At 43.6% G+C, this 15,013-nt stretch carries 12 protein-coding genes and 2 pseudogenes; 6 read left to right on the plus strand and 8 right to left on the minus strand.

Features of this window, described 5'->3' with window-relative positions; genetic code table 11:
* Nucleotides 1-238 precede the first annotated feature (238 nt).
* From MU515_RS17780 to MU515_RS17790, 3 genes and pseudogenes are all read left to right on the plus strand, one after another.
* The gene (locus MU515_RS17780) at nt 239-463 is read left to right on the plus strand and encodes a hypothetical protein (protein WP_260261729.1); all 225 of its coding nucleotides are present in this window, start codon (nt 239-241) and stop codon (nt 461-463) included.
* Nucleotides 464-526: 63 nt separating this feature from the next.
* Nucleotides 527-1,693 (plus strand): annotated as a pseudogene (locus MU515_RS17785) (RHS repeat domain-containing protein); the annotation flags it as partial.
* Nucleotides 1,690-1,995 carry a hypothetical protein gene (locus MU515_RS17790; protein WP_260261731.1) on the plus strand — a complete coding sequence of 102 codons (306 nt, stop codon included), beginning with the start codon at nt 1,690-1,692 and terminating at the stop codon, nt 1,993-1,995. The pseudogene MU515_RS17785 and the gene MU515_RS17790, both read left to right, overlap by 4 nt.
* A gap of 363 nt (nt 1,996-2,358) precedes the next feature.
* Here MU515_RS17790 and MU515_RS17795 read toward each other — a convergent pair whose 3' ends face one another.
* Nucleotides 2,359-3,186, minus strand: a complete 828-nt coding sequence (locus MU515_RS17795; RefSeq protein WP_260261732.1) for a delta-class carbonic anhydrase — start codon at nt 3,184-3,186, stop codon at nt 2,359-2,361.
* A gap of 318 nt (nt 3,187-3,504) precedes the next feature.
* Here MU515_RS17795 and MU515_RS17800 point away from each other — a divergent pair, with 318 nt between their 5' ends.
* Nucleotides 3,505-4,431: a C39 family peptidase gene (locus MU515_RS17800; RefSeq protein WP_260261733.1), complete on the plus strand. Its 927-nt coding sequence runs from the start codon at nt 3,505-3,507 to the stop codon at nt 4,429-4,431.
* A gap of 40 nt (nt 4,432-4,471) precedes the next feature.
* On the opposite strand, the gene MU515_RS17805 is transcribed toward MU515_RS17800, so the two are convergent.
* The 5 genes from MU515_RS17805 to MU515_RS17825 all read right to left on the minus strand — a co-directional run bounded on the left by MU515_RS17805 (nt 4,472) and on the right by MU515_RS17825 (nt 8,922).
* Nucleotides 4,472-5,200 carry a BPL-N domain-containing protein gene (locus MU515_RS17805; protein WP_260261734.1) on the minus strand — a complete coding sequence of 243 codons (729 nt, stop codon included), beginning with the start codon at nt 5,198-5,200 and terminating at the stop codon, nt 4,472-4,474.
* 60 nt (nt 5,201-5,260) lie between these two features.
* Nucleotides 5,261-5,806, minus strand: coding sequence for a biotin transporter BioY (locus MU515_RS17810; RefSeq protein WP_260261735.1), 546 nt, complete (start codon nt 5,804-5,806; stop codon nt 5,261-5,263).
* Between the two features lies 1 nt (nt 5,807).
* On the minus strand, nt 5,808-6,422 hold the full coding sequence (locus MU515_RS17815; RefSeq protein WP_260261736.1) for an energy-coupling factor transporter transmembrane component T family protein: 615 nt from the start codon (nt 6,420-6,422) through the stop codon (nt 5,808-5,810).
* Nucleotides 6,397-7,155 carry an energy-coupling factor ABC transporter ATP-binding protein gene (locus tag MU515_RS17820; protein ID WP_260261737.1) on the minus strand — a complete coding sequence of 253 codons (759 nt, stop codon included), beginning with the start codon at nt 7,153-7,155 and terminating at the stop codon, nt 6,397-6,399. Before MU515_RS17820 ends, MU515_RS17815 begins: the two co-directional genes overlap by 26 nt.
* A gap of 294 nt (nt 7,156-7,449) precedes the next feature.
* Nucleotides 7,450-8,922 (minus strand): C69 family dipeptidase, encoded by a 1,473-nt coding sequence (locus tag MU515_RS17825; protein WP_260261738.1) that lies wholly within the window; start codon nt 8,920-8,922, stop codon nt 7,450-7,452.
* 338 nt (nt 8,923-9,260) lie between these two features.
* Between MU515_RS17825 and MU515_RS17830 the strand changes: the two genes are divergently transcribed.
* Nucleotides 9,261-11,579: a tetratricopeptide repeat protein gene (locus MU515_RS17830; RefSeq protein ID WP_260261739.1), complete on the plus strand. Its 2,319-nt coding sequence runs from the start codon at nt 9,261-9,263 to the stop codon at nt 11,577-11,579.
* 13 nt (nt 11,580-11,592) lie between these two features.
* Nucleotides 11,593-12,099 carry a hypothetical protein gene (locus MU515_RS17835; protein WP_260261740.1) on the plus strand — a complete coding sequence of 169 codons (507 nt, stop codon included), beginning with the start codon at nt 11,593-11,595 and terminating at the stop codon, nt 12,097-12,099.
* Between the two features lie 66 nt (nt 12,100-12,165).
* Here the strand turns inward: MU515_RS17835 and MU515_RS17840 are convergent.
* Together MU515_RS17840 and MU515_RS17845 are read right to left on the minus strand one after the other, a co-directional pair.
* Nucleotides 12,166-12,623: pseudogene (locus tag MU515_RS17840) on the minus strand (type II secretion system protein).
* 294 nt (nt 12,624-12,917) lie between these two features.
* Nucleotides 12,918-14,897 (minus strand): DEAD/DEAH box helicase, encoded by a 1,980-nt coding sequence (locus MU515_RS17845; RefSeq protein WP_260261741.1) that lies wholly within the window; start codon nt 14,895-14,897, stop codon nt 12,918-12,920.
* Nucleotides 14,898-15,013: the final 116 nt, after the last annotated feature.

The following is a 15,013-nucleotide window of genomic DNA, read 5'->3' on the forward strand; positions in this document are numbered from 1 at the left end:
CAAGTTGGCTTTCTAAAGGCATAAAAAAATCCGATATTAGTTTCCTAATATCGGATTTTGAAGCTTTTTGAGGATCGGTCAAATGATCTCAAAAATTTCTTAACTGATCGGCATTACACCAAGGTTGGGCTTCTCAATACTATCAATATGATGCTCTGGGTAATTTAACCCGCTGGCAAATGCCAGATGCGAACAAGTTACGCTATGAACATAGCCACGGGGGGGGCTTAAGCGCTTAGTGCTTAATGAGACACCGATTACTTCGCATCGCTTTGAACACGGATTAGAAACAAGACGAACCCAAGGGAAAATCCTTAGCCAATTTGAGCATGATGAACAAGGCCGTTTAACGGCGCATACTCAGCTGCAAAACGACAACATCACTCAGCAGCGTAGTTATAGTTATTCAATGTCTGGCGAACTGTTAAGTATGTCAGATAGCCGCTATGGGGCAGTAGAGTAAAACTATGACCCATTAGCTCGACTACGTCTTACTCAAGGCGCTGTAGAAGAGCATTTCAATCATGACCCCGCCGGAAACCTACTTAAGCAGACGCTAGGTTCAATAAGTCAGAAAGACGACAGCCACGTAGTGGGCAATCAGCTGAAATTCCAAGGTGACTGTCATTACGAGTACGACGAGTTTGGTCGTATGGTTAGTGAAAAGCGGGGCAAGAATCAAACGATAGAAACTCGCTACCACTATGATGGGCAACATCGCCTTATTCAAGTTGAGTTACCTAACGGCAGCGTGGCCAACTATAAGTATGATGCTTTTGGGCGAAGGGTTGAGAAGCAAGTTGTTACGGATAGTGCAAGTGCGACGACTGAGTTTGTGTGGCAGGGCGATAAGCTTATCGCTGAAAGCAGTGATAGTTCTTACCAGAGCTACATTTATGAGTTGGGGAGTTTTAAGCCTTTAGCGCTGGTTAAAGGTGAAGGTGTCGATAGCCAAGTTTATTATTACCACCTCGACCAAATAGGTACGCCAACGGATATCACCAATGCAAGAGGGCAATCTGTCTGGTCAGTGCAATATCGGGCTTACGGTAATGTATTAAAACAGCATATTGAACAAGTCGCGAATCCTCTGCGCTTCCAAGGCCAATACTATGATGCCGAAACCGGCCTCCATTACAACCGACATCGTTATTACAGCCCTAACTCCGGCCGATTTATTACTGCAGACCCAATAGGGCTTGCGGGAGGATTAAATAACTATCAATATGTAGTCAATCCAACTGGGTGGGTTGATCCGTTGGGCTTGGCAAGTACAAATAGTGATGGTGAATGTTGTAACAACTTTGTTTATCGAGCGTTGACGCAAGAGCAAGAGTTGGCTGCTATTGAAAATGGCAATATTGCTCCGAAGGGTCCAAATGCAAATTACTCAATACAGCAGCATATTGACGACGGAAAATTGAGAACTCAGTATTTGTCTACAACAAAAGATCTTAAGACAGCTCAGTTTTATGCTAAGCCTTCACCTAGGCACGGTAAACCTAATGCGAGCAAAATTGTAAAAATAGACCTTGATAAGGTTGGAAAAGAAAATTATTTTGATGTCTCTAAAGGAATAGATCCTCAGACTGGCGACAAACTTAAGGCACCGGCTTATAAATATTCCATCAAGGATCAAGAAGTCCTTATCAAAACAGAGTTACGTCCTAGTGTTTATGAGATTATAGAATGAAAAGATTAGCTGATATTATTAGTGAGTATAAACATAAATTGAATCATGAACTGGATGATGAAAAAGCAAAGGTATTAAGAAAAGAAATAACGGATATTTTTATGGATATATTGAATAAAAATACTGACAGGAGAAGAGAAGTAGTAAGCCAATATGTCAATTTTATGATGGATACTAGTGGATGTCGTGTTGACTATGAACAAGTTGAAGAGATATTTAAATCTTTAGTCGAGAGTAAAACTCTATGTGAGTGGGAGATAGATAAAAACGTCGACAGTCCACTTTACGGTCGTTGGTCATGAGTTAAGTTCTATATACTTTTTGTTGAGGGTTATAGAATAAGGTTAACTATTTATAATTGTAGAAGCTAGTTTTTAATTTTAATCTCAGAAACTGCGATTATCTCAGTACGTCACGAGAAAAAGTCACTTGTTTTAGATGTGGATCACGAAGGGAAAAAAGTGGCTAGAAAAATCCCTATCCACGTACTGACTGACTCAGATGTTCAAAGCGTCGTGAAACATTACCAAAGTATCGAGCGAAGTAACTTGGCTCGCGTTGAGTGAGCCCAAGTTAATGGTATTTAGGGCGTTTCATTGTGCCGTATAATTTGCGCCCAGAGATGGCCTATTGTTTAGGCCATCTTTTGTAACTTGTCGTTTTCCTTATTCACCTGAAGAAAGTAGCGCGGGGTTTATTACGAGGTTTCTGACACCGTGAGCATGATCTTCGTTAAATTCATTCCCTTCTAGCCACTTGGCAACACTAGCGATATTCACTTTATTTACTTTCGGTCTTACACTCCATGTTACTTGAAGGGGAGATCCTTTTTCGTTGTAACTAGGCCCAGTTGTTGAACCTGCGTATTGGATTGGCTTACCGGTATTTGTTGGAATGTTGAATGCTTGGTAATAGCCATTTTTTAGGCCAAATTCAGTTAAGTTTTTGAAATCTAGTGCACTGTCGTCATTCACTAACACTGATACTTGAGTTTCTACGCGAAGTTGTGGGTTGTTTAATGAATCGGAGAGGCAGGCACCGAGCGTTGCGCCTGGTGATACTTGTGCTGTTGAAAACACGTAATGAACTTCGATAGTGTCACCTGATTTTAGGTCACTGTTTTTGTCTGCAAATGGTTTGAGTTCTTCGCTGCTTAACGAGCCGTTATATAAGTAACCAGTATTATGGCCTTTGCCGTCACCATTGCCTGCATATTTACTAAATTCGCCACCTTTGTGCTCAGCATTTTTGTGGAAGTGGATATTGCACAAATTCATTTTTGAGTAGTTTGGCGCTAATCCAAACCTGCGTGAGTTACTGCCGGTGAGGTTGTCTATATCTCGGGGCGATTGAGGTCCGAAGCCTTTGCCTTTCGTGTTTTCTTGCAATACAGCTCGTTGATGTTCGATGACGCCATCATCCACTGAGTTGGCTATCGCTGTTGCGGATAAGAAAATGATGGCGATTGAAGGGGCAATAAGTTTTGCGTCCATGTTTAAATTTCCTAATTTGAAGTGTTGTTGGTTTTATTAGTCTGACGGACAAAAAAGATACCTTTAATTGTCAAAACTGGCGTTTGAGACAGCGGTAAATGTGACTCTTAATAGTTTGCAAGTTTATTGTTATGTTTGTTATCGCTTGTTAGGTGTGAGTTATTACTTAGAAAGTGACAAGGAGTATTTATTACAATAATTTTCGGTTAGGTCGCATTGCCGAGCGATGTATTAGCCTTAGTGTCACTGACTTTAGGTGGCTGTGTTAAGTTGCACTTCATTCACATATTGTAGTAGTTGAGATAGGGCAGACGTTTGATGAAATCAGTGGTTAAAACTTTGTTGGTCATGTCCATGATATTTTTGGTGTCATGTAAGGTCGAAAAGCCGAAACAGATATTTATACATAGTGAGCAAGCTGCAAATAATGAAGCGTATATCAGCTCAGCGAGTCGAGTAGAGTTAAACATTCCAAACTTGAATTGGGATGTGTTTACACCAGGAGTGGATCGTGTGGGTTGGTGTGGTGAAGTCTCGATTCAAATGATCGCGCTATACTACGGATACTACCATTCTCAAAAAACGATCAACCAGTTGGGCAACCCCAAACATCTCGATCTCTATTCAGATGAGATTGAGCCTGTCTTAAAGCAACTTGGCTTTAAATATACTACTTACATAAACCACAGCGATAAGGATGTGAGTGATTACGTTCAGTGGCTTAAAGATAACCTCAGCAAGCAAAATCCGATATTCTCTGGCGTTAAAAGTAACCCTTCATCAAACCCGAGTTGGTTTCTAGACCATTTTGTCGTGGTTACTGGCTATAATTCCGAGAATATAATTTACAACAGCAATAACCGAAATTATGGCAAGTTAGAAGTCGATGAAGCTAATTTTGCCAATTCTGCTAAGCCATATACGTTGCGAAATCCTTCCAACTTCTATTTTGGTTTTGCTGTGAGCGACGTAACGTTGAACAAATCACAACAAGAGCGTTTATATCCAGTAAGGTTGTTTGTGTTAGGTGAAACAGCAGAGCTTGTTGATTTAACGGTAAGAGTCGAAGACTTATCCATTGGAGAGCGCTACTTGGTATCGCGATATCAGATAGATACGGAGTCAGGCAATCTTACTCTGGATACGACAGAATCAATCGAAGCGACTCAAGAAGTGATGTTGCTGAATCAGCTGTCGCTTAAAAAGCATAATAGTTACTTCTATGAAGTGACGAAACAAAAATAGGCCATCTCGTTAAGGCCAGAGATGGCCTAAAGGTAAATCTTTATAGCTTGTCTAATAGTCGTTCAAACAAATCTAAGTTGAGTGTTGAGCTGTTATCGAGGTTTGAATAGTGTTGGTAGTCATTGCCTACCACATTAAAGTCTAAAAGCTCTAGGGATTCACTATCGTATTCTGGATGAGTTGAAGACAGTAGCCATTTCCCCATACCGTAATTTCCACTGACGATAGCGGCAGGTTGTCCCGGTAGTTCGGTGAACGTGGCTAACACCTCATAACCATTGACGGTTTTAGGTTGGAAAGCACAACCACCAATATAGAGCGAAGGAATGCGTTCGCCTTCATACTCTAAAGTTACGATGCGAGCGTTAGTTCCGTTGTAATTGTCCCCTCGGCCATAAGCATCAATAGGGCCTATTGAGTCTCCGGGGAAGAATCTTAACTCATTATGCGCAATGATCTCGTGAGGTGCGCCTTTGGCCCAATATGTGGTTTCACAAGCCATGTAAGCGCCTGCACAAATGCCTAAATAGTTACCGCCTTTAGCGATGTACTGTTTTATTAACTCATTGCCCGCGCCATTAAGTTTTGCGGCTTTATATCGGCTCGCGCCACCAGGCATAACAAAAAGACTGACATCTTTTGTTAGCGCCCCTTGTAGAATCTCATTTGCATTGACGAAGAAGACGTTGTCTTTGCCGCGAAGTTTTCCCAGTGCATAGTAAAGAATATGGTTAGCTGATACGTTGTCGGTATAGATCAGAATCTTCATTTACGTCACTCTCGCGGCAATTTAACTAGGTCGTGATTGGTTATTAAACAGAGAGCCTTGCTAGGCTCTTGATAGCAAACTTGCAGGGCGAGCTTTAGCAATCGCAGAGGTTAGTAGACCAGCGATAACCGCTTTTACCACATCACCAGGAATAAACGCGGTGACTAATGCCGCAGCTTCTAGCCATGTTTTGTTTAGCGCGATAGACATGCCGACAATACCGAAAACGTACATGACTACGATGCCACCAAGGATAGAAGCGACAGTCGCAATCACGGCAATGTTACCACGGCGCCATTTTTCTACGATTAGGCCCGTTACAAACGCAGCTACAGGCCAACCGAATAGAAAGCCTGCGGCTGGTGATGCGAAAGCACCTAAACCGCCGTGGCCGCCAGACAATAACGGTAGTCCCAAAGCGACAAGCAATAAGAATAACAATACAGCTAAACCACCGCGCTTAGCGCCTAAGATGGTGCCACAAAGCATAATTCCAAGGCTTTGCGCCGTGATAGGTACACCAAAGGCTAAAGTGATTTTTGGCACAATGCCTAGTGCGGCAATTAAGGCCGCAAATAGAGCGGTGTAAGCGATGTTTTTTTCCATGTTAGTCTTTCTCCAAGTCCATAGTGCCACCGCGTGCGCGAAGCGCTTCGGCGACGTGGTCTGCATCATCTAATGCGACCACAGTAAAAGGTAATATAATTCGCCAGCCAGAACGACGGTTCGAGCGTGCTTTCCATGCCCAAGAGAGATTTTGTCCCTTGGTCAGTAACACTGGCGTCATGCGAATAACTAAAGCGATTGCGAGCTCCAATGCTCTGGTGTTTAACCCTAGGCGTTGAAAAGGACGAGCAAGGTAGCGAACCACGTCAATCATGTCTGATAAGAGGGTCGTCATTGTAACGAGGTTGGCTAATGCGATAGCAGAGACCAATCTTATTATTATCGTTACGCCCAGCGTGATTTCTTGTGTCCAAATGTGCCAAAGGCCAACCACTAGAATAAACGGCCAAACGACAGTGATATATCGTAAGCCACTGGTAAAAAATGCTTTTCCCGGTAGTGCATAAAGCACTAATACCGAAGCGAGAAATAGGCCATGAAAGATAAGGTTGTCGACATAAAACAGTACCAAGGTGGCTAAACAGAGTGCACCGAGTTTAAGGCCTGCACTCCAATTGTGTGCTCTTGTCTCAATCGGAGAGGATAGAGATATCATCACTGTCTCCAATTCGATGCATTTCAGCGAGGTATTTCGGCAACACTTCATTTTTGTCGCCAATCGCGGCGATCTTACCTGCTTCTAACCAAAGTAACTGGTCATAATTCTCTAAGTCATTTGGGTCATGGCTAATGTGAATCAAACTACCTGGGAACTGTTCAAGATAGCGTTGAAGCTGCTTCTTGGTTGGAATATCTAAGCCTGCGAAAGGTTCATCAAGGATGATGAGATTTGGTTTCATCGCTACCACTGACATTAAACAGACGAGGTGCTTTTGCCCTTGTGAAAGTGCCGAAGTGTGCACATCGCGCCAGTGTTCTTTGCCAAAACCTCGCAGCGTTTCTAATGCGTTCTCTTCCGCTTGTTGTTTCTTTTGTCCTAATTGACGTAAGCCGAAAACGACTTCTTCTAAAACGGTAGGGAAGATAATTTGGTGGTCAGGGTTTTGAAATAGCAGACCTATCTCTCTAATAGCTGATTTTCTATCTTTGAAAGGGTTGATTCCGGCAACGGTCAACTCGCCCGAAGATATTTCTATAAGGCCAGATAGCACGCGAGATAAGGTTGATTTACCGGAACCGTTACGGCCAATAATACCCAAGCGTTTTGCTTGTAGGTCAAAGGACAGGTTGTCCAATACCTGCTTTTCACCAATATCTAAGCAAATATCCTTTACCTTGATTGATGTCGGCGTTTTGTCTTGTGGGAGAGTCTGGGTACTACTGTTCATATTGAGTTAGCATGCCTTTACTCTTGTTGAATAATGGCATTATTTCCTAAACGTAATTCAGCCCTATCAGGCGATAAATAAAAGAGTTCATGGTTGATACTCGCACGCAGCGCATAGTACCAACTTGAAAATCGGTGGTAAACCATAGAAGTGTTGTGGAGAAACGAAGAACTTACTGAAAAACAGCCGTTTGAGGATCGGTTTGCGGTGGATGTCGATTACTTTAGAGGCGAAGACTGCATATTAGCGACGTAGAGAAAGAAAACGGAGCGCGAAGCTCCGTTTTGATAAGGGTTATAAGTTCATGATCTTCTCGAACTCTTCATCTGAGTATTTCTTCTCAGTGCTCTTAGTCAGGTCGGTCATCATTTTGTATCTTAGGTCTGTTGCCATGTTCAAGGTGCGAATCAGCTGACCATAGGAGAAGTCTGACGCCATGTTCAGAGCGGCTTGTTTATCGGTTTTGTAAACGGTTTCTAGCGTTGAATCAAGGTGTTGAACTTGCTTGTAAAGTTTGCTCTCTTCCTTATCCCATGTTGCTTTAAGCATAGGTAGGTACTTGTCTTGATTCGCGGTTGCCAATGCAGTCAAACTGCGGAACTGCCAGTATGCGGACTCATCACTATAAGTATCGTCACCGACTTGGTAAGCTTTCGGGTAATCTTGTAACGTAGTGTACAGCGGGACTAACACTGACTCAGGTAATACACCAAAGCTTTGCCAAATTAAACCTTGTAGCTCTTTTGGCATGTCTGGACGAAGTTGAATTACATGGGATTCAAGTTGACGTTCCACACGGATAGGGCGCTGGCCGTCTTCCTCTAGGCTTGTACCTTCGTAAGTCGCGCTAAGTACTTCAGCTACGTCGTTAACAGAGATTTTTTGGTCAGGTTTTAGGAATAGCGGGTACTGCTCCATTCGAGTTTGTTGCTTCTTAGAAGGAGTTAGCATTTTTTGACCAAGCCATTCACGGTCAACATTGTATACGTCCGCCACTACACCAAATGCTTTGGCAAAGTTGAAGGATTTCTTGTTTGGTTTGTCTAGCAATTTATGCTCTTGTACAAACTCGAAAAGGTTCGCAGAATGCATGACATCTTTGCTAGCTAGGTTAACGCCGTGCACGCGAAGGCCATTGGCAATCATCGCATAGCTATCGTTAGGCACTTTAACCGCAATCCAGTGGTGGCCAGACCCAATTTCAAATAACCACGCTTCATTGATGTCGGCGATGTAAAGACTGTTCCCTTCGCCTGCGCCATAGGTTTCGACGTAGTGACCGAGTAGATCAACAGCATGCTTAGCAGAGGTTGCTTGAGGAAGGATTAAAGTTGGGATCACCGCTTCGATAACACCAGCATCAATCAGTGGGTCGATCTTAGCAACGCGATCGTTTACCTCTGCGCTGGTGGTCGCTGAAATAGCGACATTGTGTTCGTTAATACCGCGTTCTTCGTAAAACTTCCCTTCGTTATTGACGGTATGTGCGTCCCAATCCGGAATAGCGGAGTAAGCGAAAAAGTGTTTTGGCATAGGAACAACAAGGCCATTACCTAAGTCCCAGTCGCCAGCTTTATTATCTTGCGCAGGACGGAACTCCAAATGCTTGTTCCAGTTGTTAATACCGAAGTCTTCATTGCGAGCAATCATAATACTGCCATCTGCTGAAGCTCCTTTACCGACAATTAAACCAGTACAAGCGAAAGCACTACTACTAACTGCGAGAGCCACTGCACTCGCTACAAATGTTACAGACCAAGTTTTCATACTAACTCTCCAAAGTTATCTATGAGAAAAAACAAAGTTCATGTCAGTTGTATTTGCGAAGCTAGGGAATCTTGTCCCTTTATTATTATCATTCTGTGAGAATGTTGTGCTACGAGTATATGGAGTAATGTAACTGCTTATTGACTATTCGATCACAAAATTGACCTGAATAATTATTTGATAAATATGCAGTTTTTGCTTTTTTCGTAGTTATAACTTTCCGTATGAAGTTACAGTGTTTATGATAATGACTGAGATCACGCTTTATTGTCTATCGCTGAAAATAATTGATAATTAATGAAATAATCGTGTCATTGATAAAAATAAAGAAATAGACCATGTCAGAGACAGATTCACGTTTAGTTGATGCTAGAAATACCTTAGCGTTTTTAGAAAGCAAGCTTGCGGAAGAACCCACCCCAGTAGCCGTTTTAGCGGTGTCAAATGCGATGATTCGAGTGGCTTACGCCTATGATGATATTGGGGATAGCCGAGCGGAAAACGACGTTTATCGGCAGTTGATTGAACGTTTTTCAGGTGAGGAAGATACCGACGTTATAAAAAACGTGCTTGAAGCCTACTTAAACAAAGCAATTAATCTTGCACATCGGATTCCTCACGATGGCTGTGAGGGGCATGAGTTTTTTAAGCAGGCAATTCATACTGTAACGAGTATTGAACACCCTAACAGTCCTATCACGCTGCATAAGTTAAATTGTTACCATGCGGGTTTGCTTGCGGATCTAGGCGAGTTTGAAAAGGCACTAAGCCTTTATTCAGAGCTAATTGTAGTCATCGAACAGAGCGATCTTGAAGAGAAAACGGTAGCGGCGGAATCACGTCTTCATGCGGGGTGTCTGAAGTTATCTCAAAGTGATTTTGTTGGCGCTAAGCATGAATTTAATCAACTACTTAGCGTTTACGACAAAGGTCAGGTTGATGCTAGAAGTGCGATCTATCGTCACATTAAGCGCGCTAAAGACTTTGTCGCTTCGATAGATCAAATCACGAAGTTAGGCTTTGATTGGGTTCAGTTGTCCCAACAGATAAGAGTGACACCGACACCAGATTTGCTTGAGCTTGCCTACCAGCATTTGTATGCCTTTTCTCTTGTGAACAACCATAGACGAATGGCTGATTTTGCGACCACTTACTTAGATGCAATATCGACCACGACTGTTAAGCTAGAGCAATTAGGCGAGAGCTGGCAGGGCTTGCTAGACCTTATGTTAGAACAGGCGAGCTATCTTTCTGATGTCGCTATGCTTGATGATATTTTTGTTCGATATACCAGTTTGGTTAAAGCTCATGATGTGGACGTTAAACAGCAACGATCTATGTGGCAATCAATTGCTCGGTCTTACTTGGCCATAGGTCATGCTGAGCGAGCGATTTCTATTTATCAAGATTTTATTGAGCAAAACAAAGCATTTACCGATGCAACCAGCCATCAGTATATTGCCCGTTCGATGTATAACTTAGGTGTTGCGCTGGGTAATGTATCTCGCCATCAGGAAGCGCTAGAGTGCTATCGACGTCTGCTAAATCGTTATCAAGGTGATTGTGAGGACGACCGTATTCAAGAGATGGTCTATCTGGCAAAGAAAAACAGTTACTTTGCCGCTAAATCTGCACATAAGCAGACATTTGTTACAGTTAAAGAAGAGCTTGTACAAAACGATTCTTCTGATGAACAGCAACTGCACAATTGGTTAGCCGCTACCCAGCAAGCCTTCGATTGGGGGCTGTATGACGATGCGATTGACCTTGCAGCCTTGGCTTGCCAACGTTTTGGAATTAAAGGTGTTGATAGTGACTACTATGCTGCAGATGACTACGGTTTGGCTGACGAAGATGATTGGTTAGAGGAATGGGAAGGTGAGGGTGGCTTCGATGAAGAAGGCGTCGTTCGTCCGAATAAAAGAGCACAAGCCATTGCAACACAGCCGCTCTTTGTGCGCGAATGCTTGAGCGCGTTAAAGTTACTGCTCATCGAATCTGTGAAAAATTGGAATAACCTATCAGTCACATCATCGGCTTGCGATAGCGTACTCTATGATGCAGTGTGCTCTTTAGTTGAAGTTCACAACCCTCAGCAAAGCGATGTCTTATATTCGAATTACCTTGATGGTTTAGCAGAAGCGCTGGAATATGCGGAGCGAGAGTGTTACTCGACTCGCGGGTATCTGAAAGCCATCGAGAGCATTGTTCCTGACTCATGTTGGCCTGAACAATTTGCAGTTCGATATGCAAGGCTTTGTTTTTCATGGGCTAAGTTGAATGATCGAGCCGATCAAGAGCAGGTGGTTGCGATGGTTAATAAAATAACAGAGCAGTTTTTGTTGGCTCAGTCTCCGGCTCTAGAGGCAAGCGTGATCCACGTATCAATCTTTAACACTCGTTATCTCGAGACTCCACAAGCTATGCAGCAATTGAGCGCTTGTTGGCAGAGTTACCTATTGAAAGAATTAAGTGTTGAGGAATCTCGTGCGTTGGCACAGGTTTGTATTAAGCAAGTTGAATTAGCACAGGAACTCGATGACGAAGGTGAAATGAAGCGATGGATTACAAATTATCTAGGTTATTTCTCAGATGTTGATCTATATGGGTATCAAGGTTTGGAAGAGATGCTAAAGACTTTAGAAGATTTAGAATAAAGGGTTTGAATCAATGATCGATGCAACGATTAACTATACCGAATTTAAACAACGTCTTGTTTTAAGCAAAAGTGAATATTCGCTTTTCGAACAGGGCGAAATCGGAGCTGTATTTAAAGATGAGCAGGGCACTGAGTGTATTCCTCATTTATATTTTCAACCTATCAATTTGACGGAAAGGGAAACGGAATATCGCTTTTCGGAACTGCTGCACGAGTGCTATGAAGCTCACCTTGAGATGATTGAACAGTCGCTGCAAGAGCGAGAGGAATGCTGGATAATTGAAACCACATTCGCCTTGCGCAGTGACGGTGAAATTGAACGACTGGTAGGCTTAGAGTTTGTTTATCCTGATGAAGAGTTTACTTACCGATACCAAGTTCTAAACTCGATGGCTGATTATAGTTATTTTAATATTGCCGATAAGCCTTTACAGATTGTCGAGCACGAAGGCTGTGATTTGACTGGTAAAGCTCTAGAAGTACCGCTTGTCGGTTCTTATATGTGTCCGACGTCCTAAAATAGGATTGCAAAGTAATAGAATGAAATGAAGCACTGACACCTTGACGGTCTCAGTGCTTTTTATTTAGCAATCGTCAGTGATAGGCGTATAGATGACGTTGCCGTTTCCGCTGTCAGGGTAGTAGACTTCGACATAACATAAATTGCTGTTGCTTGGCGAGTGGTCTGTAAATCCAATCAAAAAGTAAGGTTCGTCAACATGATCCACGCCATACCATGTGCGGATCGTAAACCTAGGGTCTAAGCCGCTTAAGTCTTCCGCCGCGTCCACGTATTTTATGAGGCCAAAGTGCCCAACGACGTCGTTAATGCATCATTATCGAGATCGATATTCTTCACATTACCATCATTGACGTCTTGTTGGTTCTGTAATACCGCTTTTGTGTAGACTTGGTAATTGATCGTTGCTAACGCATCTTTAGCGCCCAGTAGTGTAGCAATACGCGCTTCTTTTGCCATATTAAGGTACGCCGAGGCCGCTGTTACACTTAACACTGCAAGCACAACGATAACGACCACCATTTCGATGAGTGTAAAGCCTTTTGCTTTTCCCCGTTTATTTAATGATACATCCATAATTCATTGTAATTAGTAGGGTAATGGCGAGAGGATAAGAGCGTGGAGTACGGTCGTCTATTGTCTTAATTTCAAAACAAGAGGTATGACTCGGAAGTAAGAAATCGAGTTTTAGAATTTACAATCTATCGTTTTGTATCGAAGGGAAGTGAGTGTTTGATTGGCCAATTTTATGAATGGGTAATAATAAAACAGCCGCTCATTGAGCGGCTGTTTTGATTCAAAGCGTGTTAGCTGAGATTAGTCTTCGCGACGGCTACGGCCATGGCCACGTTCGCCACGGTAGTTACCACGGTTGTCGCCACCACGGTTGCGGTCAAAACGACGCTCGCCATCACGACCGCCACGGCCACCCTCACGGTTGCCACGGAAACCGCCATCACGGTTACCATCGCGGTTGCCGTCACGGTTACCATCACGATTGCCACGGTAGCCACCTTCACGGTTACCATCGCGGTTACCACGGTAACCACCACCATCGCGACGACCACGACCGCCGTCACGACCACCATCACGGCGACCACCGTCACGACGACCACGAGGCTCGCGGAAGTCATCGAAGTCACACACTACAGCGCCAACTTCTTTTTGACGAATACGTAGCTTGCTTAGTTTGCTTGCTGCATCAGAGCTCATTGCTTTAGGCAGCTGAACGTAAGTTTCGCCTTGTGCCAGTTTGATAGCACCGATAGAGCCTTTAGTTAGGCCAAGTTCGTTTGCTAGTGCGCCAACGATATCTTTAACTTGAACGCCTTGCTCACGGCCAACTTGAAGCTGGTAAGTATCCCAGTCTTGGTTGTTGAAGCTACGACGAGCGCCATCGCGACCACCGTCACGGCCGCCTTCGCGACGCTCTTTACGGCGTTGCTTGTCACGCTCAATCGCTTCAATCATTGGGTCTTCGCCAATGTAGAATAGAGGGCGTTTGCCTTGTTGACGCTTCAGTAGAATCGCTGCAAGAGTTGCTGCATCGATTTCTAGAGATTCTTGTAGCTTCTCTACAAGCTCAGAGAACTTGTCTAGCGCTTTGTGTTCTTTGTCTGCTTCAAGCTCAGCGCCTAGTTTAACTAGACGAGCTGCTGCTACTTCGTCACGTAGAGGAAGTTGGATTTCTTCCATAGATGACTTAGTTACGCGCTCGATAGTGCGAAGCATACGGATTTGGTTAGTGCGAACTAGAAGGATCGCTTTACCTTTACGACCAGCACGGCCAGTACGACCAATACGGTGAATGTATGACTCAACATCGAATGGGATGTCGTAGTTAAATACGTGCGTGATGCGTGGCACATCAAGACCACGAGCAACAACGTCAGTTGCAACTAGGATATCGATAACACCGTTTTTGATGTGATCTACAGTACGCTCACGTAGTGACTGAGGAATGTCACCGTGTAGAGCTGCCGCTTTGAAGCCGCGTGCAGATAACCAATCAGCTAGACGCTCGGTATCTTGACGAGTACGTACGAATACGATTGACGCGTCAGTTTCTTCAGTTTCAAGTAGACGAGACATTGCTTCGTCTTTCTCTACGCCTTTCACAACCCAGAACTGCTGTTCTACTTTGTCTACCGTGTGGTTTTTACCAGCAACGTCGACAGTGATTGGGTCACGTAGGAAGCGCTCAACAATGTTTTTTAGCATTGGAGGCATAGTCGCAGAGAATAGAACGCGCTGTGCAGATGCAGGGGCGTGCTCCATGATTTCTGTTACGTCGTCAACAAAACCCATGTTCAACATTTCGTCAGCTTCATCAAGGACGAAAGTGCCAACTTCGTCTAGGTGTAGACGATCACGGTTGATAAGGTCTTGAACACGGCCAGGTGTACCTACCACAATGTGTGCGCCATTTTTAAGAGCACGCATTTGGTCAACGATTGAAGCACCACCGTAGATTTCTAGTACTTTAAGACCAGAAATGTTTTTACCTAGGTTCTTCATTTCAGCCGCAACTTGGATCGCTAGCTCACGAGTAGGAGCAAGTACGATAGCTTGTGGCTTACGTTGAGATAGGTCTAGTTTGTTTAGCAACGGAAGAGAGAATGCTGCTGTTTTACCTGTACCAGTTTGAGCTTTACCTAGGGCATCTTTACCTTCTAGAAGGTGAGGAATAGCTGCTGCTTGGATAGGAGTTGGAGAAACGAAGCCCATGCTATCAAGTGCTGAAAGAATGGCGTCGTTTAGTGCTAATTCACTAAATTGAATTACAGAATCTGTCATTGGGATCCCACTAAATTAAAAACAAAAGGTCCCACCAGCTCTACAAATTCCAATACAAATCCAAGCTCAATCGCTGAATCCATTCAGATGCGGATAAGTGTTAAAACGCATCAAGC

This window comes from Vibrio intestinalis (genome assembly GCF_025195085.2).
Taxonomy (GTDB): Bacteria; Pseudomonadota; Gammaproteobacteria; order Enterobacterales; family Vibrionaceae; genus Vibrio; species Vibrio intestinalis.